The following is a 19827-nucleotide window of genomic DNA, read 5'->3' as shown; positions in this document are numbered from 1 at the left end:
GCCGTCGGTGGGCGCCTCGTAGTCGCTGAGGGGCCTAGCCATCGATAGCGCGACATCCCGTCCTCGGTTTCGCGAGGGCATGATGTCGGCAGAAACGAAGCATATTGCGGCGCACGCTGCGAAAGCCCCAGATGTCAGCTTTCCGTGCACCGCGATTCGGAGAGGCGCTTCCGACGACGAATCCGCACACCCGCCTTGGCCGGCAGTTCCTATGCACGCGGGGAGCCCCGGAGCCAGACACAAGCCGCGCTTCAACGAGGTTCAGACACCGGATTGAGACCGGTAGACCTTGATGGTTGCGAGATCGTACGTCGCGATGTCGTCCAAAGCCGTCGACACGACCATCCCCCCGGTGATGGTCGCCAGCAGCTCGGCTGCCTCGTCCGGAACGAGACCGCCGCCGATCAGCTTGTCCAGGCACATCTGGAAGAAGCGCTTGACCTCCGCAGCGACCTCCTCCGGCAAGCCCAGTGAGCCGGCTCCCAGCACGGTTACGGGGCACATGCGCTCGGCTGAACGGACGGTACCCCTGAACGCGTCCGTCAATACCTCTTGGGGGTGGGCACCGCCGGCAAGTCCTCTATCGAATTTCATGCCGAGGCGGTCCGCATATCTGTGCACGACCGCGGCAGCGAGCTTCTCTTTCGTGGGGAAATGATAGTGCACGCTCGAACTCTTGATGCCAACGTCGTCCGCGATTTCCCGGAAGCTAAAGCCGTTGAAGCCGCCGCCGCGCATCCGAAGCTCGGCCGCGTCCATGATGGACTCTGCGATGGTGCTCATGGCACACTCCAATCTATCTTTCGATAGGTAGATATATATGGTTCCCGGCATCGTCGCAAGCGTTTTGTCTATCAACCGATAGAGACCGCAAGGAACACCTTCCGGCGATGTGGACGTGCGCGTTAGCGCGGTCATTGCACGGTTCGTGACGGCTTGGCCGTTCAAATCGGGCGTCGCGAGACAAGAACCTTGTGACGTCCCGAGCTTCAATCCACTCCCAAGATGAAGCGATGGAAGACAATCAACAAGCTTCGGTGGCGATGGCATTGAACCCTCGCCCCGGCGCCGGCCACGACTGAAGCAGGGCCGGGTTTTCTTTCTATCGGTAGATAGTCGTCGCGCACGAGTTCCTCAATCTATCTGGCGACAGATAGACAATTGGGCTCGTCGTTTTTACCCCTCGGAGGATCAAGATGCTCGAGTTCACCCATCGCAATCCGGAAATGAAGCTCGGCGAGAAGAGGCGCGTCGCTCTCGTCCTCGCCGACATTCAGAACGAATTCCTCGAAGAGAAGGAGTCGGGGACCTACTACGCGCTGATCGAGGATGCGCTGAAGAAGCGCGACGTCGTCGGTAACTTGGAGAGGCTCCTCAAGACTGCGCAGGAGCTCGGCTACTTCATCGTCCACTCGCCGCACTGGTACTACCCGACGGACCGGCAATGGACGGTGCCGCCCGGAGCGATCGGTCACTATCTCGGCGGCATCGGCTTTTGCGGCCGCAAAGATCCGGTCGATCTCGAGGGCTTCGAGGGCTCGAGGGCGGACTACTACGAACCGTTCAAGAAGTACCTGCTGGACGGGCACACCTGCAACACGTCGCCGCACAAGGTGTTCGGGTGCGAATCGAACGACGTGATCAAGCAGCTGCGCATGCGCCGTGTCGAACAAGTGATCATGGCGGGCCCCGTCGCGAACATCTGTCTCGAGTCGCACATGCGCGACGTCATCGAGGCAGGCTTCGAGGTCGCGATGATCCGCGATGCGGTGGCCGCCGGCGTGAACGAGGAAGGCGACGGCTACGCGGCGGCGATGGTGAACTACCGCTTCATGGCGAATGCGGTCTGGACGACCGACGAAGCCGTGCAGCGCATGAAGGCCGTGGCCTGATCCCGAATCCTGCGAAATCGAAAAGCTGAAGAGAAAGAACGACCATGTCTGACACCATCCTCATCACCGGAACATCGAACGGTTTCGGCAAAGACCTGGCAAACACGCTGGCCGCGTGCGGTCATCGCGTATTCGCGACCATGCGGGATATGAACGGGCGCAATCGCGAAGTGGCGAAAGAACTGCAGGCGAAGGGCATCGAGACCCTCGAGCTCGACGTCACGAACAACGCGAGTGTCGATGCGGCGGTGAAGACGCTGTTCGGCAAGACCGACGGCAAGCTGGACGTACTCGTCAACAACGCGGGCATCGCCTCGGGAGGTCTCGCAGAGACCTTCACTCCGGAGCAGGTGCGCGAGATGTTCGAGGTGAACGTGTTCGGCATCCAGCGCATGATCCGGGCCGTCGTGCCGCAGATGCAGGCAAACAAATCCGGTATGATCGTGAACGTCGGTTCGATCCTGGGCCGGCTGACGTTGCCCTTCTACGGTCTCTACGGCGCCTCCAAGCACGCCGTGGAAGCCCTGACCGAGGGCTACCGTTACGAACTTTCGCAACTCGGCATCGAAGTCGTGCTGGTGCAGCCTGGTCCGTTCCCGACGAACTTGTGGGCGGCGCTTCAGAAGCCCTCCGATCCCGGTCGGGCGGACAAGTACGGTGAGGTCGCCGCTCTTCCCGGCAAGTTCGTCGAATTCCTCGGCGGCGTGTTCGCCGGCCCCGACGCTCCGAATCCGCACGACACGGCGGAGACGATCGCCCAACTGGTCGGAACGCCTCGCGGCAAGCGTCCCGAACGCTTGGTCGTCGGCCTGGCGTTCGGCGCCGATGCGGTCAACTCCGCAATCCATCCGATCCAGGAGCAGGTGATCGCCGGCATCGGCCTGGATCATCTCAAGAAGCTGAAGGTCGCTTGACGACGTTCGAGGTGGATCCGAGCAAGCTCCGCTCGCGGCGGGCTCCGCTCCAACAAGGCGAGTGACATATGGAACGCAAAGTCGTCGTGGTGACCGGCGCATCGCAGGGACTCGGCGAGGCCTTCGTCAAGGCCTATCGGGAACGAGGTTGGCGCGCGGTCGGAAATTCCCGATCGATCGCGCCTTCGGGCGACCCCGACTACGTCACGGTCGCCGGCGATGTCGGCGAGCCGGAGATCGCCAGGAAAGTCGTCTGGAACGCGCTCGAACGCTTCGGCCGCGTCGACACGCTGATCAACAACGCGGGCATCTGGCGCCCCGGTCCGATCGAGGGCATCTCCGAGGATCTCTACCGACGCGTGATGTCGACCAACCTCGACAGCATGTTCTTCGCAACGCAGGCCGCGGTGCCTGCGATGAAGAAGCAGGGCGGAGGTCACATCGTCCAGATCTCGACGAGCCTCGTCGAGCATGCGCTTCAGACCGTGCCGGCCGTTCTTGCCTCGCTGACGAAGGGTGCCGGCGTCGCCGCTACCCGAGGCCTCGCGATGGAGCTCGCTTCCAGCAACATCCGCGTCAACACCATCGCTCGGTATCGTCATCACGCCGCTTCACGATGGATCGAACCCGGAGGATCTGAAGTCCTTCTCGCCGCTCAACTGCAACGGCAAGATCGAGGATGTCGTGCGGGCCATCAACTACCTCGAGGATGCCGACTACGTGACCGGCGAGATCCACTACGTCGATGGTGGTCGGACTGCGGGCCATTGATCCTCAGCGCACGCACCGCTTGTCGTTGCGCAAGTCCGTCTTGGAACCTTCTCTCGTCAACTTCCGCCTCTCTTGCCACCCGAGCCCTGACTGCAATTTCGCGACCCCACCACCCAAAGGAGATATCGTCATGACAAACACATTCGTTCGAAGCGCGCTGCTCGTCGTCGCCACTACCGCCTCGCTTTTCGGCGCCCCTGCCTTGGCTTCCGCGCAGACTGCAAGCCACGCGAAACTACCGGAGGCGACCAAGTCGCTCGAAATCCCGTTCGAAGATATGACCTTCGCGGATTCTGGATTTGCCTCCTATGGGCCCCGCCGTACTGATGATCATTCCAACAGGGACATCCTGGTCTCGGACGCTTACGGTAAGGTCGCCTCGGGAGCTCACGCCACGATCACGAAGTTTCCGAAGGGCTTCAAGAGCGCGCTGCACACCCACACGGGTGATTACTATGCGGTCGTGATTTCCGGCGTCATGGCGAACTACCGCCCCGGCGGTGAGATGAAACATCTGAGCGCCGGTTCATATTGGTTCCAGAAGGGAGGTGAACCCCATATCACCGAGTGCTTCTCGGAGAACTGCACCGTCGTCCTCGTCCAGGACGTTGCCTTCGATGCGCAGATTTTGAGCAAGTAAGCGGCGCCAAGGCTTGGCAGTGTTTTTATCGCCAGGCCTGTTGATCCCGATGCGGGAGCAACGTCCCGTCTCCCCGTGCGCATCGCCGGCGACATCAAGATAGCCAACCGGTTGGGCTTCAGTTCTCGAGGAGGTTTGTCATGAAAGGTCTTCAACTTACCGGCTACGGAGCTCCCGCCGATGTGCTGAAGCTCGTCGAACTTCCCGACCCGTCTCCTCCGGGGGCGGACGAGATCATCATCGACGTGGAAGCTTCGCCGATCGAGCCGACCGACCAGTACATCATCGCCGGCATCTACGGCGAATTACCACCGTTGCCGCACTTCGTCGGCTGCACGGGCGTAGGTCGTGTCATGGCGGTCGGTCGAAACGTCAAGCATCTGAAGGTCGGGGGCCGGACGCTGGTTCCGATCAACGGCAATGCATGGGTGAGCCGGCTCAAGACCAACGCATCATGGCTTCGTCCCCTGCCGGAAGGCGACGTCAATCAGTTGTCTATGCTCGGCATGAATCCGGTGACCGCGCTCCTGCTGCTGACCGACTTCGTGACGCTGGAGCCTGGCGACTGGCTGATCTCGACCGCGACGAACTCCGCCGTCGGCCGGGCGGTCATCGCGATTGCTAAGGCGCGGGGCTATCACACCGTCAATCTCGTTCGCCGCGTCGAGCTGATCGACGAATTGAAGGCACTCGGTGGCGACGTCGTAATGGTTGACGGTCCCGATCTTCCGGCACGCATCGCAAAGGCGACAGGGAGATCGAAGTTTCCGCTCGTGCTCGATGGTGTCGGTGGCGCGACGACGCAGCGACTGCTCGACTGCCTCGGTCTCTACGGCAAGCTGGTCATCTGGAGCGGCATGGGCGGCGAGCCGTCACCGATCAACAACGTTCCGATCATATTCAATGGCCAATCGCTCCACGGCTTTTGGATCATGAACTGGTTGAAGGTTGCCGGAAACATCGAGCGTCTGGGCGCCATCTACGACGAATTGGCGCCGCTCGTCGCTTCGGGTGCCATCGCCTTGCCGATTGTCGGCGAGTTCGGCCTCGACCAGTACGTCGAGGCACTCGCCCTCGCCTCGAAGCTTCGAGGAAAGGTGATTTTTCGTGCCAATCGTTGAGCCATGCACGGGGCCGGGATGTTAGCTTCCAATGTTTCAGCCACCCCAGGCCGGCCGCTACGATCAGGCCGCGCTCTTTTCCTCGAGCCGGAATGCCATGGTCGCCCGATCGTACTCGGCGCTGTCACGCAGCGCATTGGCGACGACCAGCGCGCCGATGATGGTGGACAGGAATTCGGTGGCGTCGTCCGCGGACATGCCCTGGGCGAGCATCTTGTCCTGGCACATCTTGAAGAACCGCTTCACTTCGGCAGCGACGGGCTTCGGCAGATCCTGCGAGGACGCGCCGAGGATCGTGCATGGACACATGTGGGCTTTCGAGAACGCCGTTCCGCGGAACGCCTTGGCCCAGACGCGTTTCGGATTCGGATCCTTCGCGAACTCCCTATCGATATTTCCGGAGGTGCGATCGGCCCAACGGCGGACGACCTCGGCAGCGAGGTCTTCCTTCGTGGGAAAGTGGTAGTGGACGCTCGAGCTCTTGATGCCGACGTCCTCGGCGATCTCCCGGAAGCTGAACCCACCGAAGCCGCCGGCCTGAATCCGCTTTTCGGCCGCGTCCAAGATCGCCGTCTTCATGTCGCTCATGTGGTTCGCTCCAGCGTCTACCTTTCGATAGATAGTTCAACCGACGCCGGATTGCAAGTCGGTTTCCGGAGCCAAAGCTGCGCTGCAGCAGAATACGGGTATCATTAATTATCCATCTATCGATAGATAGAGGTTGACAGGACCGGAGCGAGCGATCTAGACGTGATCTATCTATCACCAGATAGATAAGTCGGGCGGCCCGGTGGCCTTCTCGATCTGGATCCCGCCGCACCCCGGCGCTCGAACCCGCAGGAGCTTCGCCATGGACCGCCGCCTTCTCATTCTGGCATTGGGCATGTTCGCCCTCGGAACCGATAGTTTCGTCGTCGCGGGCGTGCTGCCCGAGATCTCGCAGTCTTTCCAGGTGAGCGTGGGCGCCGCTGGGCAACTCACTACCGTCTATGCCATCGCCTACGCGCTGCTGTCGCCGACGGCTGCGGCCGTCTTCGCGCATGTCGAGCGCAAGAAACTGATGCTCTCCGGTCTCGGGATCTTCATTCTCGCCAACCTTGCGACCGCTTGGGCGCCTAACTTCGCTTTCGCACTCGTCGCCCGCGCACTTGCGGGGCTGGGAGCCGCCATCTACGCGCCGACCGCCACGGGGTCCGGCGCGAGCCTGATGCCGCCGGAAAAGCGGGGCTTCGCGCTGTCCATCGTGATCGCCGGCCTCACCTTCTCGACGGCGCTGGGTTCGCCGATCGGCACCCTCATCGGCGGACTGGCCGACTGGCGCTGGACGATGGTGTTCGTCTCGGCGATCAGCGTCGTCGCGGCTCTCGGCATCACGGTGTCGCTCAAGGACATTCCAACGCCGCCGTCAATCTCGCTGAAGCAGCGCCTGGCGCCGTTCGCGGACCACCGCATCGGGCTGACGCTCCTGACCACGTTCTTCTTCCAGGCAGGCAATTTCGCGCTCTACACCTATTTTGCGGTCATCTTCGGGCGCGTCACGCACGGCGATACGCTGATCCTCGGTCTGCTGCTGGTGCTGTGGGGCGTTTCGGGGACGATCATGAACCTCGTCGGTGGCCGTCTGGTCGATACGATCGGCACGCGGAAGGTTCTCATCGTGATGTTGATCGCGCTGATCAGCGTCACGGCGACGCTGTCCTGGACAAGCGCCGCCCTCATCACCGCCGTTGTCGCAGTCGTGATCCACGGTGCAACAAGCTGGGGCCAGCTCGCGGCGCAGCAGCATCGACTAGTGTCCATCATGCCGACCGCTGTCCCGATCGTGCTCGGCCTCAATACGTCGGCAACCTACCTCGGTGTCGCCTCCGCAGGCGTTATCGGCGGCGTCAGCCTGACCGTATTCGGCGCGCAGAGCATCGGATGGATCAGCATGGCTCTCTACGTCGGCGCGTTGATCGTCGCAGAAATCACCCATCGCGTGATTGCGGCGGGATCTTCTTCGAAAGGCAATGCCGATCGCGGCGATGCGGCGGCATTAGCCACGACCCGATAACCAACCTCAGAAAAGGAGAGACAAGATGAGTCAGATCGAAAAAGCGAAAGAATTCGCCGCGCTCCACGTCAGGGGAAGGCCGATCATCCTGTACAACGCTTGGGATGCAGGCAGCGCGAAAGCGATCGCCGATGCAGGGGCAAAGGCAATCGCGACGAGTAGCTGGGCGGTGGCGGCAGCGCAAGGGTTTAAGGACGGCGAAGATATTTCCCTTGCTCTGGTCGAACGGGTCGCCGGGCGAATCGTCGCGACCGTGGACAAGCCGGTCACGATCGACTTCGAAGGTGGTTACAGCGATGACGACGCGACGTTGGCATCGAACATAACAAGACTTCTCGATCTCGGGATCGTAGGGATCAACTTCGAGGACCGGGTGGTCAAGGGAGAGGGTCTTTATGCCGCCGATCGACAGGCGAGCCGCATCGCCGCAATTCGCGCCGCTGCCGACCGGAAGGGCATTCCTCTTTTCATCAACGCCCGCACGGACGTCTTCCTCGGAAATGGCGACGACGTGGGCGAGGCCTTGCGAAGGGGTAAGGCCTACGCCTCGGCCGGCGCGTCCGGCTTCTTCATCCCGGGTTTGGCCGCTCCGGACCAGATCCGCCGGATCGTCGCGGAAGTGCCGATCCCGGTGAACGTCATGGTTATGGAAGGCGTGCCCTCAAACGACGAACTCGCACGGTTGGGCGTCGCTCGCATAAGTTATGGCCCCATTCCGTACGCGGAATCCATGAGTGCGCTCCGAGACAAGGCAGGCAAGTTGTTTTCCTGACAGTTGCGGTTGGAGGATGCCAGAGTGTTTTTCGGCGGCGGAGCTGGCCTTGCAAAAAGCCGGACAGCGTAGGCGCCAACCGAGGGAAAAGGGACCCGCGCGGTCAAAGGTCGTCGTGCAGCCCCACGTAGCGAACGGAGTGTCGATCGTTGTGGCATTGGGGATGGGCTTCCCGGGTTCGATTCCGATCGGGGCGATTGTAGAGCCCGTAACCGCACAGGCTTGCCCGTTGGAAGAAGCCTACTTTTTATTTTTGTCGGCGAGTACCGCGCGTCGTCTTGCTGGTACTTCTGCTGGTATCGGCGCCAATTGACGGATAAAATTGCCTTAAACTCAGATGGTTACGGGAATAGGCGACTGCCGGCCAGGGGCACCACGGAAAAAACTACAATGATAACAATGACTTAAGTAAGCGGTTCGATTCCGGTTTTCTCGGGACAATTATCGCGACGCATTGAAAATACAAGCAAAAGCCCGCTCCAGCCGCTCGCTTTGCTGGTATGGCCCAAGCCAAGTGCACCGCGGCGAATTTCGGTATTCCGAACGAGCGGAAGTGAGCAGGCCCGCGAGGACCATGGCGCGAGCGCCAGCCCGAACGGGCGGTGCAGTCAGCTACAGCTGAGGTGCCGAAACAGAATAGCGCCTCGCGAGTTCAGGCGGCTTGTTGGCTAAACAGCATGGCTGTTGGCGGTCACATCTGGGCTATGGAATCGAATTCCCAAGTCGTGTCAGGCGGATTTTCCCCGATGCGGATGGTGCTATCGGTCAGGCGATAGGGCGGCACCGGAAGATTGTAAGGCGCCGGCACACCATTAAAGACCCAGCCGGCAAGATCATATTTCGAGCCGTGACAGGGGCAGAACAGACGAGAGAGAAGATTTGCATTCTGCAGCATCTGGAGTGCGCTGGCAGGACGATTGATGATGAAGACCGGCCGTGACCGCCAGCGAGCACCACCGCCTGCTGACCCGGCTGCAGCTTGCTTGCGTCGAAATCGACCGGACCTCCTGCGGCCAGCGTAGATGCGTCGGGCTCCATCTGGGAGATCATCAGGATGATTGAAGCAATTGCGCCGACGCCCGCGACGGCGCCGGTAGCGATGAAGAGAAAGTCACGACGAGTTACTGATGATGTCCGCATTTGCTGCTCCGCAGCCGCCCACTGTCGTACCGCGTCAGCGTGCCGGAAGATCGCTTCTCTAATGTTATTTTCCTGTTAGGGATCGCGAAAGCTGCAAGCAGCTGAGCCCGCCCGAAATTTAATCCTCGCAAGCGTTGCAGCGCCTGCCTCGGGACTTAAGTAGACAATGTGGAAGCAGAAAGCCGTCGAAAGGGAGATGCGCGCGGAGCGTATTCATTGGCCCCTCGGCGGATTCAGGGCTGTTGTCACGTTCGCTCGCTTCCCAAGTTAGGACTGTTTCATCATGGGTGCGGAAAGCCTTTGGCATTGGATCATCGTGATTTCCGTGGTGCTTCTTCTTTTCGGTAGAGGCAAACTCCCGCAGCTCATGGGAGACGTTGCGAATGGCATGAAGTCATTCAAGAAGGCGATGGCGGAGGAGGACGAGCAGGGCAGTCCTTCTGGAACTGAGGACGAGTCACGACCACCGGTGCAGCAGGCTCCGCCTCAAACATAGAATGTAACCGTGGCAACCCCCCTTCCCTTTTTTAAGGCGGCATGGTCCCACGCGAATTAAACTTGATCGCCGTCTAACGAAATGGTCGGCTATCGCGCGAAAGCACTTCCGCGAAAGCGCCGGTGCTGGTCCAAGTGCGAGAAGATTGTTTCTCGCGACGCCAAGCAACTATGTATGATCGAGTTCAGGCGTTCGGATCGGCTCGGCGTCAATGATCGTCACGTGGCTGTGGGGACGGTCTTCGCGCCCCATCTGCGCGGCAGGCAATCGCAATACAGTCGCTGGCTGCCCTGAGTGGAGATCGGTGAGAAGAACGATCCGGCCATTCGGAAACTCCAAAGCGTCATGGTGCGCCGCCACATGCCGGCGTTGATCTGGCGGAAGCGGGCGAGACGTCCGCAGGGCTAGCGCCTCTGGAAAAGACCAAAGAACGGTCGGCGCCATTTGACGTCGTCTTCAAACGCGATTTCCGTACCCGGAAGAAGGCAGACAGCTACGTTCGGCGCGTCTGCCGCCGCGAAGCCCCGGGTGGTCGTGTCCGGAAAGGACGCCGTTATCAGATTGTCGCTGGCTTTGGCCGATCGCGACAGGACGGAATGAAGGCTGTAATCACAATGGATGCCTCGCTCTCAGATGCCGGAAGACTGCGCTGCAACGGCCAAACATGTGCGAGTGAATCTTGTTCCTAATGGAAGTTTCATGTCGCTGCTCCGAACAATCGGGCGCTTCCACGCGTTGTCCATTGTTCCCTCGCTCTCACATGTGCTTGAGCAGTCGGCAATGATCCGTTCAGGTGTCGTCAGAATCGTCGCCTTCTGTGCCCGATTTCACTGGGCTGTGATCGTCGTTGGTGTGATCCTGATGGTGGGTGCGGCCATCTTCGACGTGACGCGCTTCTCGATCAACACAGACGTGGATAGGTTGATCTCGCGGAATTTGCCATGGCACGCGCGCCAGGTCGCCTTAACGAACGCGTTCCCACAGAAGGGAATTTCGGCGGTCGTGACGGCGCCGACGCCGGAAGATGCGGAGCAGGCAACGGACGAGCTTGCGCAGAGCCTGAAGAAGAATCCCAGTCTGTTTCCAAAGGTGGTGCAGCCCGACAGCGGAGCTTTCTTCGACCGCGACCAGTTCCTGTTGGCTTCGCAATCAGACGTCAAGCGCTCGATCGGCGGGCTGACACAAGCTGAGCCGATCCTCAATCAGCTCTCACGCGATTCCAGTCTTCGTGGCGTAATGAACATCCTGTCGTTCGCGGCAGGCGAAGTGCGACAGGGCCGGCTGAAGCTCGCTCAGTTGAAGTGGCCGTTAACACTTGCAAGCGAAACCCTCAACGACGTGCTGTCCGGGAAACCGGCAGCTTTCTCATGGAAAGAACTGCTGCAGGGTCGCCGCTCATCCGCAGAGGAGCGGCGGCATTTTCTGGAAATTCAGCCGCAGCTCGACTTTACCAAGCTGCAGCCCGGATCGGCCGCAGATAAGGGTATTCACCGAGCCGCGGCGCAACTGGATCTTCAGCAAAAATATGGCGCGACGGTCAGGCTGACGGGCCAGATCCCGATGGACGACCAGCAGTTCTCGGTGATACGCGCCAGTGCGTTGCGGGACACGTTGACGGCCGTATTGGGGGTTTTGATCGCCCTGTGGCTAGCGTTGCGATCCTGGAAGATGATTGTCGCGGTTTTCTTCAGCCTGATCGTGGGACTTGCGGCCACTGCGGCGCTTGGCCTGGTCATGGTTGGCTCGTTCAATCTGATCTCGATCGCCTTTTTTGTGCTTTTTGTGGGCCTGGGCGTCGACTTCGGAATCCAGTTCAGCGTCCGATATCGCGCCGAACGCCACGAGAAGGGGGAATTGTATACGGCACTGAAGAGCGCAGCGAAAAAGGCCGGCAATCCCCTCGCCCTGGCCGCTGCTGCCACGGCGGTCGGCTTCCTCGCCTTCATGCCGACGAGCTACAGCGGCCTTTCGGAGCTGGGACTGATCGCGGGTTGCGGTATGTTGATCGCGTTTGCTTGCAGCATCACGCTGGTGCCAGCGATGCTCGCGCTGCTCAACCCCCCGGGTGAAGCGGCACCAGTTGGGTTCAAGTTTCTTGGACCTCTGGATGATTTTCTCCAGCGCCACCGTATCGCTGTTATTGCTGCAACCATCGGCGCGGTTGCCGCAGCCTCTCCACTACTGCTGCATCTTCCATTCGACTTTAATCCAGTCAATTTGCAGAGCCCAAGCTCGCCCGCGGTCATCACCTATCGCCAATTGCAAAAAGATCCCGAAACTAGCGCAAGCGACGCCGAAATATTGGTACCATCCATCGAGCAGGCTGACGCGATCGCGAAGCGCCTGGAGGGGCTCCCCGAGGTATCCCGCACGATCACAGTCAACAATTATATTCCCGGCGATCAAGACGCGAAGATCGCAGAGTTGAAATCGGTGTCCGGCAAGTTGCGTGCTGCACTTGAGTCCGGCAATAACCCCGCGCCGAATGACGAGCAGACGGTGGCTGCCATCAGGAATGCGGCGAAGGCTTTATCCGAAGCTGCCGGCACCGAGCAAGGTTTGGCCGCCGACTCCGCACGCAACGTGTCAACCTTGCTGACGCGCCTCGCCGACGCAAAGCCCGATACGCGACAGAAAGCCGAAGCTGCCGTGATTTCGCCGCTGCATTTTGACCTCGACCAGTTGCGGCAGAGCCTGTCACCGCAACCGATCAGTTTGAAGAACCTGCCGCCCGACCTGTTGCGCGATTGGGTGCTGCCCGGCGGCAGAGCACGCGTTGAAGCGCTGCCAAAGGGTGATCCGAACGACTCCGGCACGCTGGACCGTTTCGCCTCCGCCGTACTCAAGGCCGCACCCGCGGCCACCGGACCGGCCGTTACCTATTACGAGGGCGGGAGAACGGTCACGAGAGCCTTTGTCGAAGCAGGCATCTTTGCGCTCGTGGCAATCTCGATACTGCTATTCGTTGCGCTGAGACGGATTGTAGATGTATTGCTTACGCTCGTTCCGTTACTACTCGCCGGCGCGGTCACCCTTGAGATCTGCGTTCTCGACGGGCTAGCCTTGAATTTCGCCAACATCATTGCCCTGCCATTGCTGCTGGGCCTCGGCGTCGCGTTCAAGATCTACTATATCATGGCGTGGCGAGGCGGAAAGACCGGCCTTCTGCAGTCAGCCCTAACCCGGGCCGTGATCTTCAGCGCGATGACGAACGCTGTCGCATTTGGAACCATGTGGGCTTCGAACTATCCCGGCATGTCCAGCATGGGACAATTGATGGCCTTGGCGTTGCTTTGCACGATGGGCGCGGCGGTGCTGTTTCAGCCCGTCCTGATGGGGCCACCTCGTCAAGTGCGAGAGTTCGAGGTGCAGCCCGACCTGTCTCAGGCGGCTGAGTGAACGCTTCGTCAACAATAAAGGGAGGTCGCGATGCTCTATTGGATCGCTTACGGAATCCCAACTATCCTGTTGCTGATCGCGCTGATCTACGCCGTCAACCGTGCGGGATGGTTCAGCCCTCGCGAGGAGCGTCAGCTTAATGCGAATACGAGAATGGCGCAGGAGCGCGACGATCCAGAAAAGCGCGAAATGCTCTGAACGACCCTGCATTGCCTGCACCGAGTGAGTTGGCAGGCTGCCGATCGGAAATAATTCGCAGAGAGGTGCAAGATCGGCCTTTGATCAAGCCATACGCGCGCCAAGTATTCCTTTCAGTCATTCCAGTCAACGGCGGCTTTCAAATCTAGAGATAGCCAACGCCTTTCTCCCGGGCGAAATTGACGGCACTACCCTGCCACGTTATGCGCCCGCGGTCCAAAACGTAGACGCGATCCGCATGCGGAAGCGCGAACTTCACATTCTGCTCGCCAAGCACGAGCGTCAGCGGTGTGGTTCTCCGAAGCTTGTCGAGCGCCTCCGAGAGCTGTTCGATCACGACGGGTGCGAGTCCAAGCGTCGGCTCGTCGAGAATCAGGAGCTTTGGACGAATCATCAGCGCTCTGCCGATCGCGAGCATCTGTTGCTGTCCGCCGACAGCGTTCGGGCAGCCTGAGTCTGCCTGGACGCCAGGATCGGGAATAGTCCGAATACCGTGTCGAGCTGGCCCTTGCGAGCGCTCGGCCCCAGCAGGTGACCACCGATATCCAGATTTTCTCTCACCGTCATCGTGCCGAACAGTTCGCGCACAAGCCGCCACGCCGCAGAGCAGACCAAGCAGGACAAACGCAATCGCCTCCTGCAAATTGAATGAGGCGACCATGGGAAACTGGATGTCTGGAACAGCAAAGGCGGGATCCGGACCGATCAAGATTCTCCCGATTGTGGTCGCAGCGCCAGTAGCAACAACGACCGGAAGAAACGTACGGTTTGAGACCTCCGGCAGGAGAATTTCTAGTGCGAACAGCACGCCGCCAAGCGGTGTATTGAATGTCGCAGCTATTCCGGCGCCTGCGCCCGCGGATAGTAACGTGATCTTCTGGGCGGTCGATATGCCGAGAAACTGAGAAAAGGCAGAGCCGAACGCAGAGCCGATCTGAATAATAGGACCTTCTCGTCCGACTGCCGCGCCGCTGCCGATCGAAATAGCCGAAGCCAAGGCCTTGATCACGGCGACAGTTCCGCGAATTTTGCCCCGTGCATAGAATATCGCATCCATCACTTCCGGCACGCCATGCCCCTTTGCCTCGGGGGCAAAGCGTCTAACGAGAAACACAACGCTCAGACCGCCGATGATCGGCGACAGCAGGACGAAATCTCCAAACCGGCTCGGGCCTTCGCTGATGTTTGCGTTGTAGACGAAGCTGAGGGTGCCGTTATAGGACGCATTGTGGACAAAGGCGATCAACGCGCGGAAAACTACCGCCCCGACACCCGTCATAGCGCCGATGACCAGGGCAAGTCCGCAGAGCACAAGAAGGCTGACCCTTCTTTCCTCTGAAACCGGGCGCCGTCCGATAACAGAGAGAGCTGGAGTGTTAAGAGAAAACGGCGCAGTCATTCGCATCGGGAACCGATGAACATTCAGGCTTAATGATTGGCCAAACCTTCGGTTCCTGCAATTGGCGCCCGTTAACTCAAAAATTGTGTGCGACCGCGGTTTCTCCGCGAGTGTTCGGGCAAGCCCTCTAGCCGAGGCGAAGCACGTCTATCCGCGCTGTCGTCTTACGCGAGAGAAGCAGCCGTCGTAAGGAAACTGTGACCAATATCAACGGCGCACCTGGCAACACCTCGATAGGCCCTCTAGCGACTAAAGCGAACCCGCCGCGCAGATGTTTGAGGGATAGCGCTGCGAGATCATCTCAAGTTCGGCCGCTCTATCGAGATCGAGATGCGGTAAGCAGCATTACCCGCGCCTCCCTTCGCGCGTCGACATGTGATGATGACATGACCGACATGGAATTCCACCCTCCGAGCGTATTTCTTCGCCATAGCCTGCGCGAACGTTCGAAGACCAGCCTTCGCTAGTTGAACGCGCCATAGTTCGGCGCGTCGCGAAGATGGCAGCCGAGGAAATTGCGGTCCCCTCATTCGAGCGCCGCAATCCCGCCCGCCTGCCCGTGACCGCCGATCTGGGCTCCAACCGGACAGTTCTCCAGTGCCTTGCCATCAAATTGACCGCCTGGCTCTCCCGCTTTCGCGGTTGAAGGAGACCGGTGCCTGGGATTGCCGGACACCGGGTCATTTCAGCGATAGCGACGTCAGCGAGGGCGAACGCGCTGGGCCAACTGCTTACGTCTTATTGGCCCATCGACCGGAATACTTGAATTCAGGTGCAGCTTTCAGTTGGTCTGCCGTCGCGTTCATAGCCGCATGCCACTTGTTATCCTTGTAAGTGACGTTCACGGCCTCTGGATTTACCGCGACATAGTGTTCGCCCATTCCGAGAAAGCCGCCAACCGATACGATGTAGGCCGAGGTGCGGCCGTTCGGGTTGAGCGCGATGTCCTTGATGGTGCCGATGTCCTTATTTTCCTTGTTGTAGATGTCGAGCCCGACGACCTTGGAGCTGAGGTCATCATTGGAAGGTACGGTTACGTAGGCGTCCGAACTGGTGTTTGAACCGACCGTGTCTGAGCTCGTATCCCTTCCATTCCGCGCCGAGTTGTCGTTAATGGCCGTCAACTCGGAGAAGCTATCGGGACTGATAGACATCAGGACAGGGTCGCCATTCTTGTCCTTGGCTCGGACCACGAACGATGTCGGAGCAACGCGGATATCGGTATATCCGGACTTCTGCAACATCTGGGTCAGCTCATACCGCATCTTGCCGGTGTTCTGGTTGGTTTGGCTTGCATTGTTATCGGAAGCGGCCCAAGCGGCTGAACTAAGCGCGATGACAGCCGTTGTCGCGAGCAAAATTGCACGCATTGTCATTCTCCTTTAGATTTCTTCCTGCCCTTTGGAGAAGCAACCGGCGCCGCAAACGAACGTTGCATGAAATTCTGAACAGATTTCATAGCCCATTAGCCGATATGGCGCGGAATCGGCGACGCAATTGCAAAGCGCAAGTGCATTTCGGATTGGCGCCGTTCACTCCAGATCTCTTTTAATATGTACTCGCCGCCGTCAGGTCATCTTCCCTCGCCAAGGCCAATCGATAAAGTCAGCACAAATAGAGTGCCCGCCACATGATGACAGGTTGCATCGCCAAACGAGGGCCGTGATAGAGCCAGCTATCGCTGATTTACGGCAGCTGCGCACCGCAATCGCGTGTTTGAAGTTTGCGGGCAGAGGCAGAGAGGCGTAGACGGCCATCGCGATGCCCGCCCAGTACAGCCGAAGCGACCCTGAAGGCCGCTGACCGTCGTCTCTCGCCATCCGTTCAACGCTTACGAATGCGGTCTCCCCGACGACTCATCGCGGCGGGCGTTAGTCGAGCCCTCGCCGAACGTTGCGGGCAACTCATTCCGATTGTTATGTCCAGTGTGGCTCGCCGCCTTCGACCTGTCGCCGCGGAAACTGAGCGCAGACGCCAAGGAACAATCAACAGCACTCTTCAACCTTCGCGGCAAGCGCGCTCATGCCCCGCCTGTCGAATTGAGTGACGGTTGGCCCTGGCAATACTCCCACGGCCATCACTCCGTTTTGCTCTTCTTTCACCGCGCCGAGCGTCGGTGCGCCGCTCCGTTTTTATTGATAAGATTATGTGCCGTGTTGATCAACGCGAGGTGGGAGAATGCTTGTGGAAAGTTTCCCAATTGCTTGTGTTCGATCGGGTCGTATTCTTCGGCCAGAAGACCGACGTCATTGCGCAACGACAGCAGCTTTTCGAACAGCGCCCGCGCCTCCTCCAGTCTGCCCTGCAGGACGTAATTATCCGCAAGCCAAAAGCTGCAAGCCAGGAACACGCCCTCGCCCGGAGGCAATCCGTCGGCGCCTTCGCTGGTATGATAGCGCTGTACCAGACCTTCCTGGATCAGACTTTTTTCGATAGCAGCTACGGTACCGCGGATACGTGGGTCGGAAGCCGGCAGAAAGCCGACCATGGCGATCAGGAGCAAGCTAGCGTCGAGCGATTTCGATCCGTAGGACTGCACGAAACTGTTCTGCGCGGGATCGAACCCTTTTTCGCAGACTTGGCTATGAATCGCCTCGCGGAGCTCACGCCAATGTGCAACCGGTCCCTCGAGTCCAAATTCCTCGACTGAACGGATCATCCGGTCAAACGCAACCCACGCCATCACCTTAGAGTGGGTGAAATGCCTGCGGCCGCCGCGAACCTCCCAGATGCCATCGTCCGGCTGATCCCAGATAGTTTCGAGATGCTCAAGCAGCCCGCATTCCAGCGTCCAGCTCGCCTTGCTGCCATGCAGCCCGGCTTTTCTTGCAACAAAGAGCGCGTCTAAAAGCTCGCCATGGACATCGAGCTGGATCTGTTTCGCCGCGGCGTTCCCTACCCGTACGGGAGACGAGGCTTCGTAGCCTTTCAGCGTGCAAACCTCATATTCCTCAAGCCGCCGCTCACCGCCAACGCCGTACATGATTTGCAGGTCCTTGGCGCTGCCGGCAACCGCCCGCAGCAGCCACGAGCGCCAAGCCCTAGCCTCCTCGACAAAACCCGCGCCGAGCAGCGCATAGAGCGTGAAGGTGGCGTCTCTCAGCCAGCAATACCGGTAGTCCCAATTGCGGCTTCCTCCAATTTTTTCCGGCAAGGAGGTGGTCCCTGCTGCAACGATGCCGCCAGTCTCGCGATGCGACAGCGATTTCAGGACCAACAGTGACCGCATCACCGCGTCGGACCACTCGGGGCATGGTTGGCGACGCTTCGACCATTTTTTCCAAAACGATTCCGCCGTTGCCAAGGCTTCGTCAACGTGACGGATTTCCGGTACGGCACGATAGGATCTCGACCAGGTCAGCATGAAACCAATTTGCTCGCCTGCCTCGATCTTGAATTTTCCGACGGTGCGAAAATCCCGCCCGCGCAGCGGCGTTTCGGCGGCGAGCACTAGCCTGTCAGGCCCCGCGGTGATCTCGCGCCGGCCATCGTCCCGCCGCAACACCCAGGGAAGCACCGAGCCGTATTCAAACCGCACGATCAGCTCGGTATGCATCTCGACCTGACCGCGAAGACCCTTGACGATCCGGACCAGGTCCGACGCGCCCTCACGCCGCGTCATGAAATCAATCACGCAAACGGCGCCATCCGGCGTTTCGAACGTCGTTTCTAGAATCATCGTGTCGCCCCGATAGCACCTTGCGACCTGCGACGACGTCGCTGTCGGCGCCAGCAGCCAGCGGCCGTTTTGGGCATCGCCCAGCAGCGCGGCAAAGCAGGCGGCGCTGTCGAACCGGGGAAAGCCCAGCCAGTCGATCGAGCCATCCCGGCCAACCAGCGCCATCGTCTCGCAATTACCTATCGCGGCGTAGTCCTCAATAGGGTTCGCCATGGCCCCTCTGACGCGGCGGGCGATAACGTGCCGGCCTGCGGCGCCGCGCCGATGCCGCGGTCAACATGCCCGTCGCAAACAACAGGATGGCGCCAATCATCAGGGGCCCGACGCGAACGAGCGGGCCGCTCGTCACCAACGCCTGGTCCTTGGCTTCCTCATCAAATCGGCCGCGGGTCCGATGCAGCCCAGGAACAGGCGCGAGCAAATTGTCTTTACGGTCGGCGGAAACCGGCTGCGACGTCTCCTGCCCACCGAATGCCGCCCTTGCGAGATAATGGTCGAGGAACGCCGGCAACACCATATTGCCCAAGATGACCTTGAGTGTGCTCAGCCCGATCCAGTATTCGCGTTTGTGATTGCGAACCGCATCGAACACCGCGCCTGCGATGACTTCGGGTTCAACCACGGGCGCGACCGGCCGGGGCTGGAAGGGCATGCGGGTTCTCGCCCAGTCGAATTGCGGGGTATTGACCGCGGGCAATTCCATGATGGTCAGCTCGATTGCGCTGCGGTCGTGAATCAGTTCGGTTCGCAGCGAATTGGTAAAGCCGCGGATCGCGTGCTTGGCGCCGCAATAGGCGGATTGCAACGGAATGCCCCGATACGCCAGCGCCGAGCCGATCTGGATGATCTTGCCGTGGTTGCGGGGACGCATGTGACGCAGCGCCGCCAAAGTGCCGTGGACCTGGCCGAGATAAGTCACCTCGGTCACTCGGCGAAATTCCTCGGGCGTCATCTGCCACACCGGCGCAAACACCGTGACCATGGCGTCATTGATCCAGACATCAACCGGCCCAAGGGCATTCTCGATCTGATCCGCGGCAACAAACACAGCGTCGGCGTCGGCAACGTCTGCCGCCGCGACGAAACCGCTACCGCCAAGTTCCCCGACTTCCTGTTTGACTTCTTCGAGTGCACCGGCATCGCGCGCGATCAATCCGATCCGCCAGCCGGCGCGGGCAAAGCGGTGCGCGATAGCGCGGCCTACGCCGGCCGATGCGCCGGTAATAGCCACGATCCCGGGAGGAGCTGTCTGTATTAAACTCATGGTGTTACATCGGAGGTGCCGAGCAGGAGGACGCGTCAGCGGGCTTGTTCATAGAACTAAGCCGATCCAGCGCATTCCGTTCCGAAAGT

Annotated in this window: 14 protein-coding genes and 4 pseudogenes; 10 read left to right on the top strand and 8 right to left on the bottom strand. The window is 60.0% G+C overall.

Going from position 1 to position 19827, the window contains the following annotated elements; genetic code table 11:
• Positions 1 to 261 precede the first annotated feature (261 nt).
• On the bottom strand, positions 262 to 783 hold the full coding sequence (locus ACVW1C_RS24700; protein ID WP_456760627.1) for a TetR/AcrR family transcriptional regulator: 522 nt from the start codon (positions 781 to 783) through the stop codon (positions 262 to 264).
• A 413-nt stretch (positions 784 to 1196) separates the two neighbouring features.
• Between ACVW1C_RS24700 and ACVW1C_RS24695 the strand changes: the two genes are divergently transcribed.
• The 5 genes and pseudogenes from ACVW1C_RS24695 (at position 1197) to ACVW1C_RS24675 (ending at position 5338) form a co-directional block, all read left to right on the top strand.
• Positions 1197 to 1892, top strand: a complete 696-nt coding sequence (locus ACVW1C_RS24695; protein WP_456760626.1) for an isochorismatase family protein — start codon at positions 1197 to 1199, stop codon at positions 1890 to 1892.
• Positions 1893 to 1936: 44 nt separating this feature from the next.
• The gene (locus ACVW1C_RS24690; RefSeq protein ID WP_456760625.1) at positions 1937 to 2806 is read left to right on the top strand and encodes an SDR family oxidoreductase; all 870 of its coding nucleotides are present in this window, start codon (positions 1937 to 1939) and stop codon (positions 2804 to 2806) included.
• A 68-nt stretch (positions 2807 to 2874) separates the two neighbouring features.
• Positions 2875 to 3577, top strand: a pseudogene (locus ACVW1C_RS24685) (SDR family NAD(P)-dependent oxidoreductase).
• A gap of 130 nt (positions 3578 to 3707) precedes the next feature.
• On the top strand, positions 3708 to 4217 hold the full coding sequence (locus ACVW1C_RS24680) for a DUF4437 domain-containing protein (RefSeq protein WP_456760624.1): 510 nt from the start codon (positions 3708 to 3710) through the stop codon (positions 4215 to 4217).
• Positions 4218 to 4357: 140 nt separating this feature from the next.
• Positions 4358 to 5338, top strand: a complete 981-nt coding sequence (locus tag ACVW1C_RS24675) for a zinc-dependent alcohol dehydrogenase family protein (RefSeq protein WP_456760623.1) — start codon at positions 4358 to 4360, stop codon at positions 5336 to 5338.
• A 63-nt stretch (positions 5339 to 5401) separates the two neighbouring features.
• Here the strand turns inward: ACVW1C_RS24675 and ACVW1C_RS24670 are convergent, their stop codons facing one another.
• Positions 5402 to 5926 carry a TetR/AcrR family transcriptional regulator gene (locus tag ACVW1C_RS24670; RefSeq protein WP_456760622.1) on the bottom strand — a complete coding sequence of 175 codons (525 nt, stop codon included), beginning with the start codon at positions 5924 to 5926 and terminating at the stop codon, positions 5402 to 5404.
• A 262-nt stretch (positions 5927 to 6188) separates the two neighbouring features.
• Between ACVW1C_RS24670 and ACVW1C_RS24665 the strand changes: the two genes are divergently transcribed.
• Both ACVW1C_RS24665 and ACVW1C_RS24660 read left to right on the top strand, forming a co-directional pair.
• The gene (locus tag ACVW1C_RS24665) at positions 6189 to 7391 is read left to right on the top strand and encodes an MFS transporter (RefSeq protein ID WP_456760621.1); all 1203 of its coding nucleotides are present in this window, start codon (positions 6189 to 6191) and stop codon (positions 7389 to 7391) included.
• Between the two features lie 25 nt (positions 7392 to 7416).
• Positions 7417 to 8163, top strand: coding sequence for an isocitrate lyase/PEP mutase family protein (locus tag ACVW1C_RS24660; protein WP_456760620.1), 747 nt, complete (start codon positions 7417 to 7419; stop codon positions 8161 to 8163).
• 691 nt (positions 8164 to 8854) lie between these two features.
• Here ACVW1C_RS24660 and ACVW1C_RS24655 read toward each other — a convergent pair.
• A pseudogene (locus tag ACVW1C_RS24655) lies at positions 8855 to 9303 on the bottom strand (ubiquinol-cytochrome c reductase iron-sulfur subunit N-terminal domain-containing protein).
• 283 nt (positions 9304 to 9586) lie between these two features.
• Here ACVW1C_RS24655 and ACVW1C_RS24650 point away from each other — a divergent pair.
• The 3 genes from ACVW1C_RS24650 (at position 9587) to ACVW1C_RS24640 (ending at position 13396) form a co-directional block, all read left to right on the top strand.
• The gene (locus tag ACVW1C_RS24650) at positions 9587 to 9799 is read left to right on the top strand and encodes a twin-arginine translocase TatA/TatE family subunit (protein ID WP_456760619.1); all 213 of its coding nucleotides are present in this window, start codon (positions 9587 to 9589) and stop codon (positions 9797 to 9799) included.
• Between the two features lie 699 nt (positions 9800 to 10498).
• Positions 10499 to 13198: a hopanoid transporter HpnN gene (gene hpnN / locus ACVW1C_RS24645; protein WP_456760618.1), complete on the top strand. Its 2700-nt coding sequence runs from the start codon at positions 10499 to 10501 to the stop codon at positions 13196 to 13198.
• 30 nt (positions 13199 to 13228) lie between these two features.
• Complete coding sequence (locus tag ACVW1C_RS24640; protein WP_456760617.1) at positions 13229 to 13396, top strand: hypothetical protein; 168 nt, start codon at positions 13229 to 13231, stop codon at positions 13394 to 13396.
• 145 nt (positions 13397 to 13541) lie between these two features.
• Here ACVW1C_RS24640 and ACVW1C_RS24635 read toward each other — a convergent pair.
• From ACVW1C_RS24635 to ACVW1C_RS24615, 5 genes and pseudogenes are all read right to left on the bottom strand, one after another.
• A pseudogene (locus ACVW1C_RS24635) lies at positions 13542 to 13981 on the bottom strand (ATP-binding cassette domain-containing protein); the annotation flags it as partial.
• Positions 13982 to 13994: 13 nt separating this feature from the next.
• A pseudogene (locus tag ACVW1C_RS24630) lies at positions 13995 to 14675 on the bottom strand (chloride channel protein); the annotation flags it as partial.
• Between the two features lie 851 nt (positions 14676 to 15526).
• On the bottom strand, positions 15527 to 16165 hold the full coding sequence (locus tag ACVW1C_RS24625) for a PRC-barrel domain-containing protein (protein ID WP_456760616.1): 639 nt from the start codon (positions 16163 to 16165) through the stop codon (positions 15527 to 15529).
• A gap of 728 nt (positions 16166 to 16893) precedes the next feature.
• Positions 16894 to 18687 carry a glycoside hydrolase family 15 protein gene (locus ACVW1C_RS24620; RefSeq protein ID WP_456760615.1) on the bottom strand — a complete coding sequence of 598 codons (1794 nt, stop codon included), beginning with the start codon at positions 18685 to 18687 and terminating at the stop codon, positions 16894 to 16896.
• Positions 18671 to 19729, bottom strand: coding sequence for an SDR family oxidoreductase (locus tag ACVW1C_RS24615; RefSeq protein WP_456763162.1), 1059 nt, complete (start codon positions 19727 to 19729; stop codon positions 18671 to 18673). The genes ACVW1C_RS24620 and ACVW1C_RS24615 overlap by 17 nt, the downstream gene beginning before the upstream one ends.
• Positions 19730 to 19827 lie beyond the last annotated feature (98 nt).

Source organism: Bradyrhizobium sp. USDA 4011 (assembly GCF_054063415.1).
The sequence above is the reverse complement of the archived record's forward strand: the minus strand, read 5'-3'. Positions and strand labels throughout refer to the sequence as shown.

Excerpts from the sequence above, each read along its gene's own strand:
- ACVW1C_RS24700 (WP_456760627.1), bottom strand. The coding sequence starts at position 783 with ATGAGCACCATCGCAGAGTCCATCATGGACGCGGCCGAGCTTCGGATG.
- ACVW1C_RS24695 (WP_456760626.1), top strand. The coding sequence starts at position 1,197 with ATGCTCGAGTTCACCCATCGCAATCCGGAAATGAAGCTCGGCGAGAAG.
- ACVW1C_RS24690 (WP_456760625.1), top strand. The coding sequence starts at position 1,937 with ATGTCTGACACCATCCTCATCACCGGAACATCGAACGGTTTCGGCAAA.
- ACVW1C_RS24680 (WP_456760624.1), top strand. The coding sequence starts at position 3,708 with ATGACAAACACATTCGTTCGAAGCGCGCTGCTCGTCGTCGCCACTACC.
- ACVW1C_RS24675 (WP_456760623.1), top strand. The coding sequence starts at position 4,358 with ATGAAAGGTCTTCAACTTACCGGCTACGGAGCTCCCGCCGATGTGCTG.
- ACVW1C_RS24670 (WP_456760622.1), bottom strand. The coding sequence starts at position 5,926 with ATGAGCGACATGAAGACGGCGATCTTGGACGCGGCCGAAAAGCGGATT.
- ACVW1C_RS24665 (WP_456760621.1), top strand. The coding sequence starts at position 6,189 with ATGGACCGCCGCCTTCTCATTCTGGCATTGGGCATGTTCGCCCTCGGA.
- ACVW1C_RS24660 (WP_456760620.1), top strand. The coding sequence starts at position 7,417 with ATGAGTCAGATCGAAAAAGCGAAAGAATTCGCCGCGCTCCACGTCAGG.
- ACVW1C_RS24650 (WP_456760619.1), top strand. The coding sequence starts at position 9,587 with ATGGGTGCGGAAAGCCTTTGGCATTGGATCATCGTGATTTCCGTGGTG.
- hpnN (WP_456760618.1), top strand. The coding sequence starts at position 10,499 with ATGTCGCTGCTCCGAACAATCGGGCGCTTCCACGCGTTGTCCATTGTT.
- ACVW1C_RS24640 (WP_456760617.1), top strand. The coding sequence starts at position 13,229 with ATGCTCTATTGGATCGCTTACGGAATCCCAACTATCCTGTTGCTGATC.
- ACVW1C_RS24625 (WP_456760616.1), bottom strand. The coding sequence starts at position 16,165 with ATGCGTGCAATTTTGCTCGCGACAACGGCTGTCATCGCGCTTAGTTCA.
- ACVW1C_RS24620 (WP_456760615.1), bottom strand. The coding sequence starts at position 18,687 with ATGGCGAACCCTATTGAGGACTACGCCGCGATAGGTAATTGCGAGACG.